A 13,379-nucleotide genomic window follows, 5' to 3' on the forward strand; every position below is an offset into this window, starting at 1 on the left:
GTGTCCGAGGGAGGACCCCCCACCATGAGTTCGGACCAGACCCCCGCACCAGCCGCGTCGGAACCACCGGGCGGCACCGCGAGGAGGACGAAACGCCCCTCCTCCACCCTCGCCGTCCTCCAGCGGCTCGGCCGCAGCCTGATGATGCCGATCGCGGTGCTGCCCGCCGCGGCGATCCTCCTCCGCCTCGGCCAGCCCGACCTGCTCGGCGCGGACGGCCTGGCCGGGTTCTCCGGGATGGGGTGGATGGAACCGGTCGCGGGTGCCGTCGGCACCGCGGGCGACGCGGTCTTCCAGGCCCTTCCCCTGCTGTTCGCGATCGGTGTGGCGATCGGCTTCGCCAAGCGCTCCGACGGATCGACCGCGCTGGCCGCGGTGGTCGGCTACCTGGTGTTCGACCGGGTCGCCACATGGACGATGGTGACCTTCGACGGTCCCACCGGCGACCTGGGGTCGCGGCTGACCGTCCATCCCCTGCCGGTCGATCCGGTGACACGGGAGCCGGTGACCGACCCGGAGGCCGTGAACGCGGTCATGCCGGTCATCAACCACGCGGTGAAGAACCCGACCGACGTGCTCGGCGGTATCGCGGTGGGCCTGGTCGCGGCCCTGCTGTGGCAGCGCTACCACCGGATCAAACTGCCGACCTGGCTGGGCTTCTTCGGCGGACGCCGGTTCGTGCCGATCGTGACGGCGCTGGCCGGTCTGCTGATGGGTGTGGCACTGGGCCTGATCTGGCCGGTCGTCGGCGGATGGATCCAGAACCTGGGCGAGGGCATCATCGGCGCCGGTGCGCTGGGCGCGGGCGCCTACGGCGTGATCAACCGCCTTCTGCTGCCGATGGGCCTGCACCACGTGGTGAACTCGTTCATCTGGTTCGTGTCGGGCACCTACACCGCCCCCGACGGCGTCGTGACGCACGGCGAGATCACCCGGTACTTCGCCGGCGACCCGGACGCGGGCGGTCTGCTGTCCGGGTTCTTCCCGGTGCTGATGTTCGGCCTGCCCGGTGCGGCTCTGGCGATGTGGCTGACGGCCCACAAGGAGCGGCGGACACAGATCGGCTCGATCATGATCCCGGCGGCGCTGACCGCGTTCGCGACGGGCATCACCGAGCCGGTGGAGTTCGCGTTCATCTTCGTGGCCCCGGCGCTGTTCGTGGTGCACGTGGTGCTGACCGGTGTCTCGATGGCGATCCTGAACGCGCTGGACGCCCATCTGGGCTTCGGGTTCTCGGCGGGACTGATCGACCTGTTGCTGAACGCGACGAAGGAGAACACGACCGGGCTGGGGTTGATCCTGTTGCTCGGGTTGATCTACTTCGTGCTCTACTTCGGGATCTTCTACGTGCTCATCACCCGCTTCGACCTGCCCACTCCGGGCCGCGAACAGGATCCGGACGACCCGGGTGAGACCGTGCGGGCGCACACCGAGACCAACACCGGCGAGGACCCCCCGGACTCCGGGAAGTCGCCGGACGACCGGTCGGGGTCCTCGGGCTGACCACCGGGGTTGGCCACAGGCCGTGATCCGGCCCGGCGGTGCGGGGGTCCCCCCTGGGGTGCCGGAACGAAGAGCCGGCAAGGGGGGCCTCCCGCCCCTCCCCCGCCCGCACGGAAGAACGCGCCGCCCCGGGGGTCGCCCCGGGCCCCTCGGCTCCGAACACGGTGAGGCGAACCCACACGTGAGAGAGGCGGCACGATGAGGAACGGCAACGGCACATCGGGGAACGGTCGGCGTTCCCCACTGCCCTGGGCCGCGGCGGGACTGGCCCTGCTCCTGGCGGCGGTCGGCTTGTGGGCCTTCCAGCCCTGGCGGCTGTTCACCTCCCAGACGGTGCGGGAGGCGCCCCCTGTCGCGGCACCGTCGGAACCGTCGGCGCCCGCGGGATCGGCGGAGTCGTCCGCACCGGCGGAGGAGTCCGGGCCCGTGGTGCTGGGCGAGGGCGGGTTCCTCACCCAGGAGCACGAGACCTCGGGCACGGCCACCGTGCTGGAGTTGGCCGACGGCTCGCGGCACGTACGCCTGACGGACCTGGCCACCAGTGACGGCCCCGACCTGCACGTGTGGATCACCGACCAGGAGGCGGGCGGTGACTGGTCCAAGTACCGCGACGGGCGTTACGTGGCGCTCGGCCCGCTCAAGGGCAACGAGGGGGACGCCAACTACGAGGTCCCGGCGGAGGCCGACCTCGGCGGGATGACCAGTGTGGTGATCTGGTGCGACCGCTTCTCGGTGGCCTTCGGATCGGCGCCCGTCCGGCTCTGACGCCCTCCGCGCGAAGTCCGTGCGGGTGCCCGGGCGCCCGCCCCGGACACGCGCGTGGGCGCGGCCCGAGGGGGCCGCGCCCACGCGCGTGTCCGGCTTCCGCCGGGGCTACCGGCGCCTACTTGACGGCCGGGTCACCGTGGCACTTCTTGTACTTCCTGCCGGAGCCGCACGGGCAGGGCGCGTTGCGCGCCGTACCGGCGTACTCGTCGGCCGTCTCGCTGTGCCGCTCGACGGTGCCGTCCTCGCTCGGCGCGGAGTACTGGAGCCTGTCGGGCCGGCCCTCGCCGAAACCGGGGACGACCACGTCCTCGTCGGGCTCGGCCTCCTCCGCGGGCGGGGCGGCGTCCTTGGCCTCCTCGTCCTCCTCCACCGCGGTGGCGACGGCCGTCGCGCTGGCGGAACCGCCGACGGTGGCCGCGGTCTGCGCCGCGGCGGTGGCGGTGAGCGCGGACTCGTCCTTCTTGCGGACCTGGACCTCGACGTTGAAGAGGTAGCCGACCGACTCCTCCTTGATGGCCTCCAGCATCTGCTGGAACATGTCGAAGCCCTCGCGCTGGAACTCGATCAGCGGGTTGCGCTGTGCCATGGCGCGCAGCCCGATGCCCTCCTGGAGGTAGTCCATCTCGTAGAGGTGCTCACGCCACTTGCGGTCCATGACCTGCAGGATGACCCGGCGCTCGACCTCACGCATGGCCTCGTCGCCCAGTTCCTTCTCACGGGCCTCGTAGGCGGCGTTCGCGTCCTCCACCACGCGGTCGGCGACCACCTGGGTGGTCAGCGTGTGCAGGTCGCCGTTCTCCTCGATGAACTCGTCGACCGTGAGGCTGATCGGGTAGACCTGCTTGAACGCCCTCCAGAGCCTGTCGAGGTCCCAGTCGCTGGGGTCGCCGGCGGCGGTCTCCTCCAGGACGTAGCCGCGCAGGACCTCCTCCAGCATGCTGACGACCTGGTCGCGCAGGTCCTGGCCCTCCAGGACCTTGCGGCGCTCGGCGTAGATGACCTTGCGCTGCCGGTTGAGGACCTCGTCGTACTTGAGGACGTTCTTGCGGATCTCGAAGTTCTGCGTCTCGACCTGTCCCTGCGCCGAGGCGATCGCCTTGCTGACCATGCCGGACTCGATGGGTTGGTCGTCCGGGATGTTCAGCTGGTTCATGAACGCCTCAAGACGAGTGCTGTTGAACAGACGCAGCAGGTCGTCCTGAAGGGACAGGTAGAAGCGGGAGATACCCGGGTCGCCCTGACGGCCGGAGCGGCCGCGCAGCTGGTTGTCGATGCGCCGCGACTCGTGCCGCTCGGTGCCGAGCACGTACAGGCCGCCCGCCTCGACGACCTTCTCGTGCTCCTCCTCGTAGTCGGCCTTGGCCTTCTCCAGCGCCTCGGGCCAGGCGGCCTCGTACTCCTCGGGGGTCTCCAGCGGGCTCAGGCCGCGGCTCTGGAGATCCTCGTCGGCGAGGAAGTCGGGGTTGCCGCCCAGCATGATGTCGGTACCGCGACCGGCCATGTTGGTGGCGACGGTGACCGCGCCGAGCTTGCCCGCGCGAGCGATGATCGCGGCCTCACGGGCGTGGTTCTTGGCGTTGAGGACCTCGTGCGGAACACCCTCGCGCTTGAGCATCCGGGACAGCAGCTCGGACTTCTCGACGCTGGTGGTACCGACCAGGACGGGCTGGCCGGCCTCGTGCCGCTCGGCGATGTCCTCGGCGAGCGCCTGGAACTTGGCGTCCTCGTGCTTGTAGACGACGTCCTTGACGTCCTCGCGGATCATCGGCTTGTTGGTGGGGATGGGCACCACGCCGACCTCGTAGGTCTGGGAGAACTCCGCGGCCTCGGTCTGGGCGGTACCGGTCATACCGGCGAGCTTCTCGTAGAGGCGGAAGTAGTTCTGGAGGGTGACCTTGGCGAGCGTCTGGTTCTCGTCCTTGATCTTGACGCGTTCCTTGGCCTCGATGGCCTGGTGCATGCCCTCGTTGTAGCGGCGCCCGGCCAGGACGCGACCGGTGAACTCGTCGACGATGAGGACCTCACCGTCCTTGACGATGTACTCCTTGTCGCGCTTGTAGAGCTCCTTGGCCTTGAGCGAGTTGTTGAGGAAGCTGATGAGCGGGGTGTTGACGGCCTCGTAGAGGTTGTCGATGCCCAGCCAGTCCTCGACCTTGGCCACACCGGACTCGGTGATGCCGACGGTGCGCTTCTTCTCGTCCACCTCGTAGTCGGTCTCGCGCTTCAGGCGCGGGGCGATCTTGGCGAACTCGGCGTACCAGCGGGAGTTCTGCTCCGAGGGGCCGCTGATGATCAGCGGGGTACGGGCCTCGTCGATGAGGATGGAGTCGACCTCGTCGACCAGGGCGAAGAAGTGCTCGCGCTGGACGGTGTCCTTGAGCGAGAGCGCCATGTTGTCGCGCAGGTAGTCGAAGCCGAACTCGTTGTTCGTACCGTAGGTGATGTCGGCCTCGTAGGCCTTGCGGCGCTCGGCCGAGGTGATCTGCGGGCTGATGACGCCGACGTCGAGACCGAGGAACTGGTAGATGCGGCCCATGTTCTGGGCGTCACGCCGGGCCAGGTAGTCGTTGGTCGTGATGACGTGGGCGCCCTTGCCCGCGAGGGCGTTGAGGTAGACCGCGAGGGTACCGGTCAGGGTCTTGCCCTCACCGGTCTTCATCTCGGCGATGTTGCCGAGATGGAGCGCGGCGCCACCCATGATCTGGACGTCGAAGTGGCGCTGGCCCAGGGTCCGCTTGGCCGCCTCGCGGACGGTCGCGAAAGCCTCTGGGAGCAGGTCGTCCAGAGACTCGCCGTCCTCGTAGCGTTCCTTGTACTCCTGGGTGAGGTCCCGCAGCTCCTCGTCGGTGAGGTCGACGTAGTCGTCCTCGAGTGAGTTGACCTGGTCCTTCAGCTTGTTGAGCCGGCGCAGGATCTTTCCCTCACCCGCGCGCAGGAGCTTGTTGAGTATCCCTGGCACTTCCTATGCGCTCCTCGCAGATCGCGGTTGGCTCCACGCGTGTGGAGACCCTCTGGGCCCGCTGACCGCTTTCCCGTGGCCGCGGAGGACGGCGGGGGGTTCCTGGGCCCTCGGGCCTACATCCTAGAGGACGCGAACCATACACCCCACCCTCTCGGGTGAGGGGTCCGCCCGCACGTTTCCCCTTGGGGAACGAAGCAAACCGGTTGTTATGTTCCCGCACGTCACACGCGGTGATCCGGGCGCCCCATGGCCGCGGGGCGCCGGGAGGGGTTCGCCTGTTCATGGCATCCGGCACCGGAGGGGGCGGCGTCCCCCACGCGGGAACCCGGAACTCTCCCACCGTTTTCGCACCGTCCCTGGTGCCTCCCGGCTTTCGTGGGTAGTCATCTCACAGGAGGTCGGCCGTGGCCGGACGGCCACGGCCCGTCGAACGCGAACGTGTTCCCAGGGGGATCACCATGCGAACGAATCGAAGCAGGAAGGGCAGCGGAACCGAGGGCGGGAAGGCCCCCGACACCAAGGACCTGCTCACACCCTCCCCCCGTTCTCCCGACGACGTCGCCAAGGAAGTGGTCGGCGAGACACCCGTCATGCGGCGCGACGCGCTGGAGGACGACCCGGCTCTGGCCTGGGAGGACGAGCACCCCGACGGCAACAGCCGGTTCGGCCGCATCCGGGGTTTCCAGCGCCAGGGCGGCAGCATGGCCCCGAGCAACGCCCACCGGGGGCGCCTCAGTTCCTGGATGGCGGTGGTGCTGGCCTGCGCTGGATTCACCGTGGGCGCCCTCGGCGTCGTCATGGGGATGTCCGTGGTCCTTCTGGTGATCGCCGGAGTCCTGATGCTCGCGGCGGGCGTCGTGGCCCTGTTCTTCGACATGATGAGCGACGTCGTCCTCGACACGCCCCGTCAGGAGTCGGAGGAGCCGCACGACACTCCGCTGCACCGGATCAAGCGTGAAAGTCCCGGGCAGCGCCCCGAATAGCCGAATCCGGGTCGGAGCACACACCGCCGCGGGGGGGGCGGGGGGCCCCCCCCCCGCGGCGGTGTCGTAGACGGGGGGTGTCGTCGGACGGAGGGGTTTCCCGCTTCCTTCCGTGCGGGTGCCGGTGCGGAGCCGGAGGGGACCGGGCCGAAGGCGTCGGACGGCGGGCGACCGTGTGAACACGGGCCCTCCGTCCGGGCACGGCCCCGGTCCCGTTACGGGGCCCACGGGGTGAGGCGGGGCCCCGAGGACATCACCTAGTCGACCAGCCTGAGCACGCCGTAGTTGAAGCCCTTGCGCCGGTAGACGACGCTCGGGGTGTCCTTGACCTCGTCGTGGAAGAGGTAGAAGTCGTGGCCGACGAGTTCCATCTCCATCAGCGCCTGGTCGATGCTCATGGGCTTGGCCCGGTGGAACTTCTCCCGCACGATGAGGGGAACGTCCCCCTGGGTCTCCAGTTCGACGAACTCGTCGGAGAACCTTCCGCCCGCCTCGGCGTCGGTCTCCTCATCGCCGCGCTGGGCGGGGGGCGCCTGCGTGGCGGTGGCGGTGGTCGAGGGCATGTCCCCGGGGAGGTCGGCGGTGGCTGCCGCGACGGAGACGGGACTGTGGTTGCCGCGGTGGACCTTGCGCCGGTCCGCCGCCTTGCGAAGACGGGCCTCGATCTTGTCGATCGCCAGGTCGAGGGCACCGTACCGGTCCGAGGCGGCGGCCTCACTCCGGATGACCGGCCCGTTGGTCCGGATGGTCAGCTCGACCCGCTCGCGGACGTCGGCGAGCCTGGGGTTGCGCTCTTCGGACACCTCCACGTCGACGATCATGCCCTTCTTCTCCCACTTGGAGAGCCTGTCGAGCTTGTTGTCGACGTGCTGGCGGAACTTCTCACTCACATCGGTGCGTCGACCCTTGACGATGATGTCCATAGGACCCCCTTCATCGCGTGGCCGCCGCCGTGGCGACGGCCAGGCTGCTCTGCATCCCTTCCGCCGCCAGGGGGGCGAAAGGGGTGTCCCGCGCTAGCCCCCTTCCGCTGGTGCCCCTGTCCTGTGGGGGGCACGGCTTGGTTGGAAGTGCGTATACCCACCATGGGCGCCGTCATCACGTGCCCCATGGACACGATTGGTAACAGCCGCCGAGCTGGGAGAAAGGATTTCTGCCGCAATGGGAACAGGACGCTCCCCGGGGACGGGGAGGAGTGTCCCCGGGAGCCCGCCGTTGGCGGACTCCCGGGCGATGGGATGCCACCCGTCCGGCCGACCTGGTCTTCGTCCCCACATCCGCCTGCTGAGAGTGTCGCCGCTCTTATACGCGACTACTGCTCTTCTCCCTGTCATGAGGGACATCTGGACCCTCCGCGGGGCAGGGCTTACCTCTAAGGCGCACCGTGATCGGTCGACGAAAAGTCGCCTTACGTGGGCCGTTTCGCCTGCGCCTGGCATCGGCTTGCCGGAGTAGCGCCCCGGTGTTCCCGGGGGCTCAGACGCTCCGACGCAACCACGGACCCGGACGGGTGCCATACCGTGACCGTAACCTGTCCTGACGAGGATGTCAGGTAGTGATCACTCGCTCAACTCGCCGGTAACCATCGCAAATCCCTGTACACATGGACTTTTCGCCTGCTCAGGTGGGTTCGTAAAACCTTCTTGTCCCGCCCTCCGCCCCACCGGGCGCACGTCCTGGAAGGCGCTCGGCGAGAACGATCGCTCCCGTCACCCTGATCCCGCGTACCCGCAGGGCACGGGTCGCCTCGGCCACCGTCGCGCCCGTGGTGAGGACGTCGTCCACCACGACCGCCGCGCCTCCGAGCGCCGTACCGGACGCCTCCGGGCGGTCGGCGACGAAGGCGCCCACCCGGTTGGCCAGGCGCTCGGCCCGGCCCAGGCCGGCCTGGCGGCGGGGCCGTCCCCGGTAGCGCAGCAGCGGCACCATCCTTCCGGCGTCCGCACCGCCCGCGCCCGCCAGGCAGGTGAGCGTCAGCCGGGTGACCGGGGCACGGGGGTCGTGCGGCGGTCCACGGCCGGGAACGGGGATGAGCAGGGTGTCCGGAGCGGCCAGCCCCGACGCGGTGTGGGCGGCGGCCAACCGTGCGCCCAGCGGCGTGGCCAGGGCGTCCGCGCCGCCCTCCTTGTAGGCGAGCAGCACGCGGCGGTGGTGTCCGGCGTAGGGACCGGCCGCCCAGACGGGAGGGCAGCCCGGTCGGGGCGCACACCGGTGGGGACGGCGCTCCAGCACGGCGAGGCAGCCCCCGCACAGCGGCCCCGAGGGGCCCGCGCACCCGGCGCAGGGATGCGGGAGGAGCAGGTCGAGCAGCGCGGCGAGCGTCCGCCGCAGCACGCCGGTACGGCGGATCGCGTCGTTCATCAGTCCAGGATCGGTTCCCGTCCCGGCCTTCACCAGCCCTTTCCGAGGCCTGTGGACGACGAGGCCCGTGGACGACCCGGCGTCCGTAGACGGCCGGTCCGGGGGCGGGTCAGCGGTGGAACGGCTTCCTCGGAGGCAGGGGACCCGGTAGTGGGGGGCGTGTTCGTGACGCCCGCACGGCCAAGCCCCTCGTGCCCGTGGAACCAACGAGAAACCCAGTAGCGCGGTGACCGCGGGGGTTCGCCGGGATGCGCCCGACCACGGTGATCTTGCTCCCAGTGGCACTGCCGGCGCTCCACGGAGAAGCCAGGAGCAAGACCAGCGCGGAGGGCACCCCCTGGTTCGCACCCCGGCGCGAACGCGGCAACCTGGCGAAGTACCACTAGCCGGGGAAGGTGGGCGAGCCGCCCTCCACCACGTTCTGCCAGTTGAGCGGATCGTTGGAGATCCAGATGTTGCCGTCGTCCGAACCGGCGACCAGCGGATGCCCGGGTGCGCCCGAGATCGTCACCATGCTCGCGACGGGGGATCCGGCGCTGGCGGACGACGTGCCGCCGTCCAGTGAGACCAGGAGCGCCTGGCTCGTGCCGCCCTCGCGGCTGCCCAGCACGACCAGTTGGTCGGCCGAACGCCAGGAGACCTCGGTGACCTGCTCCAGCTCGTCGGCCAGCGGCATGAAAGCCTCCAGGAGGACCTGCCCGTCGGAGCCCTCCACCACGCGGCCCACCTGGAGCGAGCGCTGTCCGTCCACCTCCGTCACCACGGCGGCACGGGCGCCGTCCCGCGCGACCTGGAAGTCCGCTATCGAGCCGCCGCCCAGGTCGGACACGTCCACCCGCACCACCTCCTCGCCGCCGCGCAGCAGCCACAGGGCGGTGGAGTCCGGCGCGGGCTGGGCGCCGTTGAGGTTGGGGGGATCGGCGATGGGCTCCTCCTCGTCCTCCTCGTCCTCGTCGGGGATCTCCTCGACCACCCACAGGTTTCCGTCGACGTCCCAGGACAACTCGGTGAAGATCCCGTCGGACAGGACCTCCCGGGCCGCGGCGCCCGAGGTCGCCTGGCTCGTGACGACCGCGCTGCCGCCCGTGGTGACCCCGGCGATGGTCTGCTCGTCCAGCGACACCGCGAACTGCTCCAGCGGGATCTCCCCCGTTCCCAGGGGGCCGAGGACCGGCCCCGCCTCGCCGAAGGTGCCGGAGTCCCAGTCCGAGGCCGACCACAGCTGGCCCTCGTGCGAGTAGTAGACGCGGGTGTCGGACGTGGTCACCCCCGGGCTCACGTCGGCCCAGTAGGCGCTGCCCGGGCTCGGCCGGTCGGCGCTTCCGCCCTCGGATCCCGGGAAGCCGACCTCGGAGTCGTTCACGGTGAGGGTGAACTCCTGGATCTCCGGCAGCTGGCGCAGGGTCCAGGCGATCTGCGCGCCCATGCCGAACTCGTCGGCCTCGCCCGTGCTGGCCACGCTGACGGTCACCCGGTTGTCCTCCACCTGCAGCTCGGCGTCGGCGTCCTCGGAGAAGGAGGAGTGCACCGCCGGGTCCAGCCAGTCGCTGGGGCCCTCGACGAGCCTGTGCAGCAGGCGTCCGGCCAGTTCGTCGTTGCTCACCGGCAGGTAGACCGGGTCCGGGACCAGGACGTTCTCTTCGGGGTTGAAGAAGTACAGGTTGAAGGGCCGGTGGGTGCGCTCCACGTCGAGCTTGCTGAGGACGAGCTCGTCGGGAAGGCTCTGGATACGCCACTCCCCGTCGGGGTCGCCGTCCTCACGGGCCAGGACGAACTGCTCGTCGAGCAGCCGCTCGGGATCGCCGGGGAGGTACTTGCCGCCCTCGTCGATGGTGGCCACCAGCGAGCTGCGCACCCGCACGGTGGCGGTGAGCCCGTCGCCGCTGACCTGGGTGTCCAGGTCGACCGTGTCGAGGTCGGGGAAGACCTTGACCGTGCCGTCCGGAGACCACTCCTCGCCGGTCTCGGGCAGCATGTAGCTGCGGGCGGCCTCGTAGTCCTGCTCGAAGCTGCCCATGTCCTGAAGGAGGCCGCTGACCAGCCCCGCCGGGTCCACGCCCTCCTGGGGCCCCGCGGGCAGCAGACGCACGTAGCCCCCGTAGGGGTCGTTCTGGGAGCCGTTGCCGTCGCCGGTCACGACGGGACCGGTGATCGGGACGGACGCGCACGCCGCCATGGACACACCCGCCACGGCCGCGGCCAGGCAGGCGCGCGCGGCGCGGCCGAAGCGGTTCAGTGCGCTCATGACAGGTTCTCCTCGTCCTCGCGCTGGTCGGCTCCTCTGTCACCGTTGTCCGTGTCGTCCTGGTCGCCCCTGGAGGGCCCCCTCTCGGACCGGGGCGCTCCGTTGCCGCCCTCCCCCGCGAACGGGGTGAAGCTGCGGCCCAGCGTGATCTCCGGCGGCACCAGGGGCAGTGGGGATCCGCGCAGCTCGGCGCCGGAGCGGCGCGGTAGCGACAGCCTGAACTGGGAGCCCTGTCCGGGCATGCCCCACGCCTGGAGCCAGCCGCCGTGCAGCATGGCGTCCTCCTTGGCGATGGACAGTCCCAGGCCGGTGCCGCCGGTGGTGCGCACGCGGGCCGGGTCGGCGCGCCAGAAGCGGTCGAAGCACAGGTGCTCCTCCCCCTCCTTGAGCCCCACCCCGTAGTCGCGCACGGCCACGGCCACCGCGTCGCGGTCGCCCGCGGCGGTGACCACCACGTCGCGGCCCTCGCTGTGTTCGATGGCGTTGACCACCAGGTTGCGCAGGATGCGGTTGATCCGGCGGGCGTCGTACTCGGCCGTGCAGGACTCGGCGGGCAGGCGCAGGACGACCTTGATCCCGCGCCTCTCAGCGATCTGCTCGGCGTCGCCGACGGCCTTCATGACCGCGTCCCGGATGTCCAGGGACTCGATGCCCAGGGTGACGGCCCCGGCGTCGTGGCGGCTGATCTCCAGCAGGTCCGCGAGCAGTTCCTCGAAGCGCTCCACCTGGCCCTGCAGCAGCTCCACCGAACGGCGCATGGTGGGGTCGAGCTCCTCGCGCTCGTCGAAGAGCACGTCCCCGGCCATCTTGATCGTGGTCAGCGGGGTGCGCAGCTCGTGTGAGACGTCGGAGACGAACTGGCGCTGGAGTTTGGACAGCTCCTCCAGCTCCTGGATCTTCTCCTGGAGGTTGCCCGCCATGTCGTTGAACGACAGTGCCAGCCTGGCGAGGTCGTCCTCCCCGTGCACGGCCATGCGCTCGGTCAGGTCGCCCGAGGAGAGCCGCTCGGCGGACTGGGCCGCCGAGCGCACCGGGGTGACCACCTGCCGTGTGATGACGAACGCGATCAGCCCGAGGAGGATGACCAGCAGGGCCCCCACCAGGACGACCGTGTTCTGGACCAGGTCGAGGATCTCCTGCTCGTGCTGGAGCGGGAAGAGGTAGTACAGCTCGTAGGCGTGCGTGAGCTGCGAACCGACCACCAGCGCGGGCTCCTCGGAGCCGCCCTCCTCGGTGGTGATGCGCGTGTACGTGTGGTACTGCTGCTCGTCGACCTCGGACCGGCGGACCTGGTCGATGAGGCGCTGCGGGACGCTGCCCTCGCCGGTGGCCCACCCGATCTCGTCACCCACCGAGGGCCGGATGACCACGCTGTACAGGCCGGTGTCGCCGCTGCGGCTGGTGAGCTCGTTGGCGAGGTCGTACAGGAGCCGCTTGCTGTCCGCCGTCTCGTTCTCCTGGAGTTCGACGAGCGCGTAGCTGAGTCCGGCGCGGTGGTCGGTGACGGCCGTGGCGATCTTGGCGTCGAGCAGGCCGGTGCGTACCTGTGAGATGAGGACGTACCCCAGGCCCACCATCACCACCAGGGACAGCACCAGGGTGGTGGAGATGACCCTGAGGTGCAGCGAACGGCGCCAGTTGGTGTGGACGCCGCGCACCAGGGCACGGGCGGCACGCTGGGCGAACAGGTAGGCGCGGGTGAGTCCCGTGCCGCTGTCGCGCCAGCGCCCGCCGGTCTCGGGCGGTCCGGCTGACGGGCCGGACCGTCGCCCCTCGGAGGCGGTCGCCCGCTCCTCCTCGGGTGTACCTGCGGTCATGTGGGGCTCGGTGGGATCAGGCGGTACCGGCCTTGTAGCCGACACCGCGAACGGTCACGACGACCTCGGGGTGCTCCGGGTCCTTCTCGATCTTGGCCCGCAGACGCTGCACGTGGACGTTGACCAGGCGGGTGTCGGCGGCGTGCCGGTAACCCCAGACCTGTTCCAGCAGCACCTCGCGGGTGAAGACCTGGCGCGGTTTGCGGGCCAGGGCGACCAGGAGGTCGAACTCCAGCGGGGTGAGGCTGATCTGCTCGCCGTCGCGGCGCACGGCGTGCCCGGCGACGTCGATGGTGATGTCCCCGATCTGCAGGACCTCGGGTGCGGGCTCCTCGGTGCGGCGCAGCCGCACGCGGACGCGGGCCACGAGCTCCTTGGGCTTGAAGGGCTTGACGATGTAGTCGTCAGCACCGGACTCCAGGCCCAGGACGACGTCGATGGTGTCGCTCTTGGCCGTGAGCATCACGATGGGCACACCGGACTCGGTGCGGATCTGACGGCACACGTCGATCCCGTCGGCCCCGGGCAGCATCAGGTCGAGGAGGACCAGGTCGGGCTTGGTCTCGCGGAAGGCCTCCATGGCCTTGTCGCCGTCATGCACGAACGAGGGCTCGAACCCCTCACCGCGCAGAACGATACCGAGCATCTCGGCGAGGGCGAGGTCGTCGTCGACAACCAGTACACGTCCCTTCATCGGTGTGTCCGGCGCCGGGAGTCAGACCCGCCCGTGGGCGGGTGGG

Annotated in this window: 9 protein-coding genes; 3 read left to right on the top strand and 6 right to left on the bottom strand. The window is 70.1% G+C overall.

From position 1 onward, the window contains the following. Positions 1-24: 24 nt before the first annotated feature. Positions 25-1,503, top strand: coding sequence for a PTS transporter subunit EIIC (locus FYX01_RS07945; protein WP_150239098.1), 1,479 nt, complete (start codon positions 25-27; stop codon positions 1,501-1,503). A gap of 198 nt (positions 1,504-1,701) precedes the next feature. Further along, positions 1,702-2,268, top strand: coding sequence for a DM13 domain-containing protein (locus FYX01_RS07950; protein WP_150239100.1), 567 nt, complete (start codon positions 1,702-1,704; stop codon positions 2,266-2,268). Between the two features lie 118 nt (positions 2,269-2,386). Here the strand turns inward: FYX01_RS07950 and secA are convergent, their stop codons facing one another. Next, entirely contained in the window at positions 2,387-5,230 is a 2,844-nt protein-coding gene (gene secA, locus FYX01_RS07955) for a preprotein translocase subunit SecA (RefSeq protein WP_150239102.1), read from the bottom strand. A 461-nt stretch (positions 5,231-5,691) separates the two neighbouring features. Here secA and FYX01_RS07960 point away from each other — a divergent pair, with 461 nt between their 5' ends. After that, positions 5,692-6,216, top strand: coding sequence for a hypothetical protein (locus tag FYX01_RS07960; RefSeq protein ID WP_150239104.1), 525 nt, complete (start codon positions 5,692-5,694; stop codon positions 6,214-6,216). Positions 6,217-6,473: 257 nt separating this feature from the next. Here the strand turns inward: FYX01_RS07960 and hpf are convergent, their stop codons facing one another. From hpf to mtrA, 5 genes are all read right to left on the bottom strand, one after another. Continuing rightward, the gene (gene hpf, locus FYX01_RS07965; protein ID WP_150239106.1) at positions 6,474-7,139 is read right to left on the bottom strand and encodes a ribosome hibernation-promoting factor, HPF/YfiA family; all 666 of its coding nucleotides are present in this window, start codon (positions 7,137-7,139) and stop codon (positions 6,474-6,476) included. Positions 7,140-7,836: 697 nt separating this feature from the next. Continuing rightward, a complete protein-coding gene (locus FYX01_RS07970; protein WP_150239110.1) occupies positions 7,837-8,577 on the bottom strand; it encodes a ComF family protein in 741 nt (246 codons plus the stop codon). A 382-nt stretch (positions 8,578-8,959) separates the two neighbouring features. Next, positions 8,960-10,822, bottom strand: coding sequence for an LpqB family beta-propeller domain-containing protein (locus FYX01_RS07975; RefSeq protein WP_150239112.1), 1,863 nt, complete (start codon positions 10,820-10,822; stop codon positions 8,960-8,962). Continuing rightward, a complete protein-coding gene (mtrB, locus tag FYX01_RS07980) occupies positions 10,819-12,639 on the bottom strand; it encodes an MtrAB system histidine kinase MtrB (protein WP_150239114.1) in 1,821 nt (606 codons plus the stop codon). Before mtrB ends, FYX01_RS07975 begins: the two co-directional genes overlap by 4 nt. A gap of 16 nt (positions 12,640-12,655) precedes the next feature. Next, positions 12,656-13,333, bottom strand: a complete 678-nt coding sequence (mtrA, locus tag FYX01_RS07985) for an MtrAB system response regulator MtrA (RefSeq protein WP_150239116.1) — start codon at positions 13,331-13,333, stop codon at positions 12,656-12,658. Positions 13,334-13,379: the final 46 nt, after the last annotated feature.

It is taken from the genome of Nocardiopsis quinghaiensis (genome assembly GCF_008638365.1).
Classification (GTDB): domain Bacteria; phylum Actinomycetota; class Actinomycetes; order Streptosporangiales; family Streptosporangiaceae; genus Nocardiopsis; species Nocardiopsis quinghaiensis.

What these genes read in the sequence shown, in the direction of transcription:
- mtrB (WP_150239114.1), bottom strand. Translation starts at nt 12,639, where the DNA reads ATGACCGCAGGTACACCCGAGGAGGAGCGGGCGACCGCCTCCGAGGGG.
- FYX01_RS07950 (WP_150239100.1), top strand. Translation starts at nt 1,702, where the DNA reads ATGAGGAACGGCAACGGCACATCGGGGAACGGTCGGCGTTCCCCACTG.
- FYX01_RS07960 (WP_150239104.1), top strand. Translation starts at nt 5,692, where the DNA reads ATGCGAACGAATCGAAGCAGGAAGGGCAGCGGAACCGAGGGCGGGAAG.
- hpf (WP_150239106.1), bottom strand. Translation starts at nt 7,139, where the DNA reads ATGGACATCATCGTCAAGGGTCGACGCACCGATGTGAGTGAGAAGTTC.
- FYX01_RS07945 (WP_150239098.1), top strand. Translation starts at nt 25, where the DNA reads ATGAGTTCGGACCAGACCCCCGCACCAGCCGCGTCGGAACCACCGGGC.
- FYX01_RS07975 (WP_150239112.1), bottom strand. Translation starts at nt 10,822, where the DNA reads ATGAGCGCACTGAACCGCTTCGGCCGCGCCGCGCGCGCCTGCCTGGCC.
- FYX01_RS07970 (WP_150239110.1), bottom strand. Translation starts at nt 8,577, where the DNA reads ATGAACGACGCGATCCGCCGTACCGGCGTGCTGCGGCGGACGCTCGCC.
- mtrA (WP_150239116.1), bottom strand. Translation starts at nt 13,333, where the DNA reads ATGAAGGGACGTGTACTGGTTGTCGACGACGACCTCGCCCTCGCCGAG.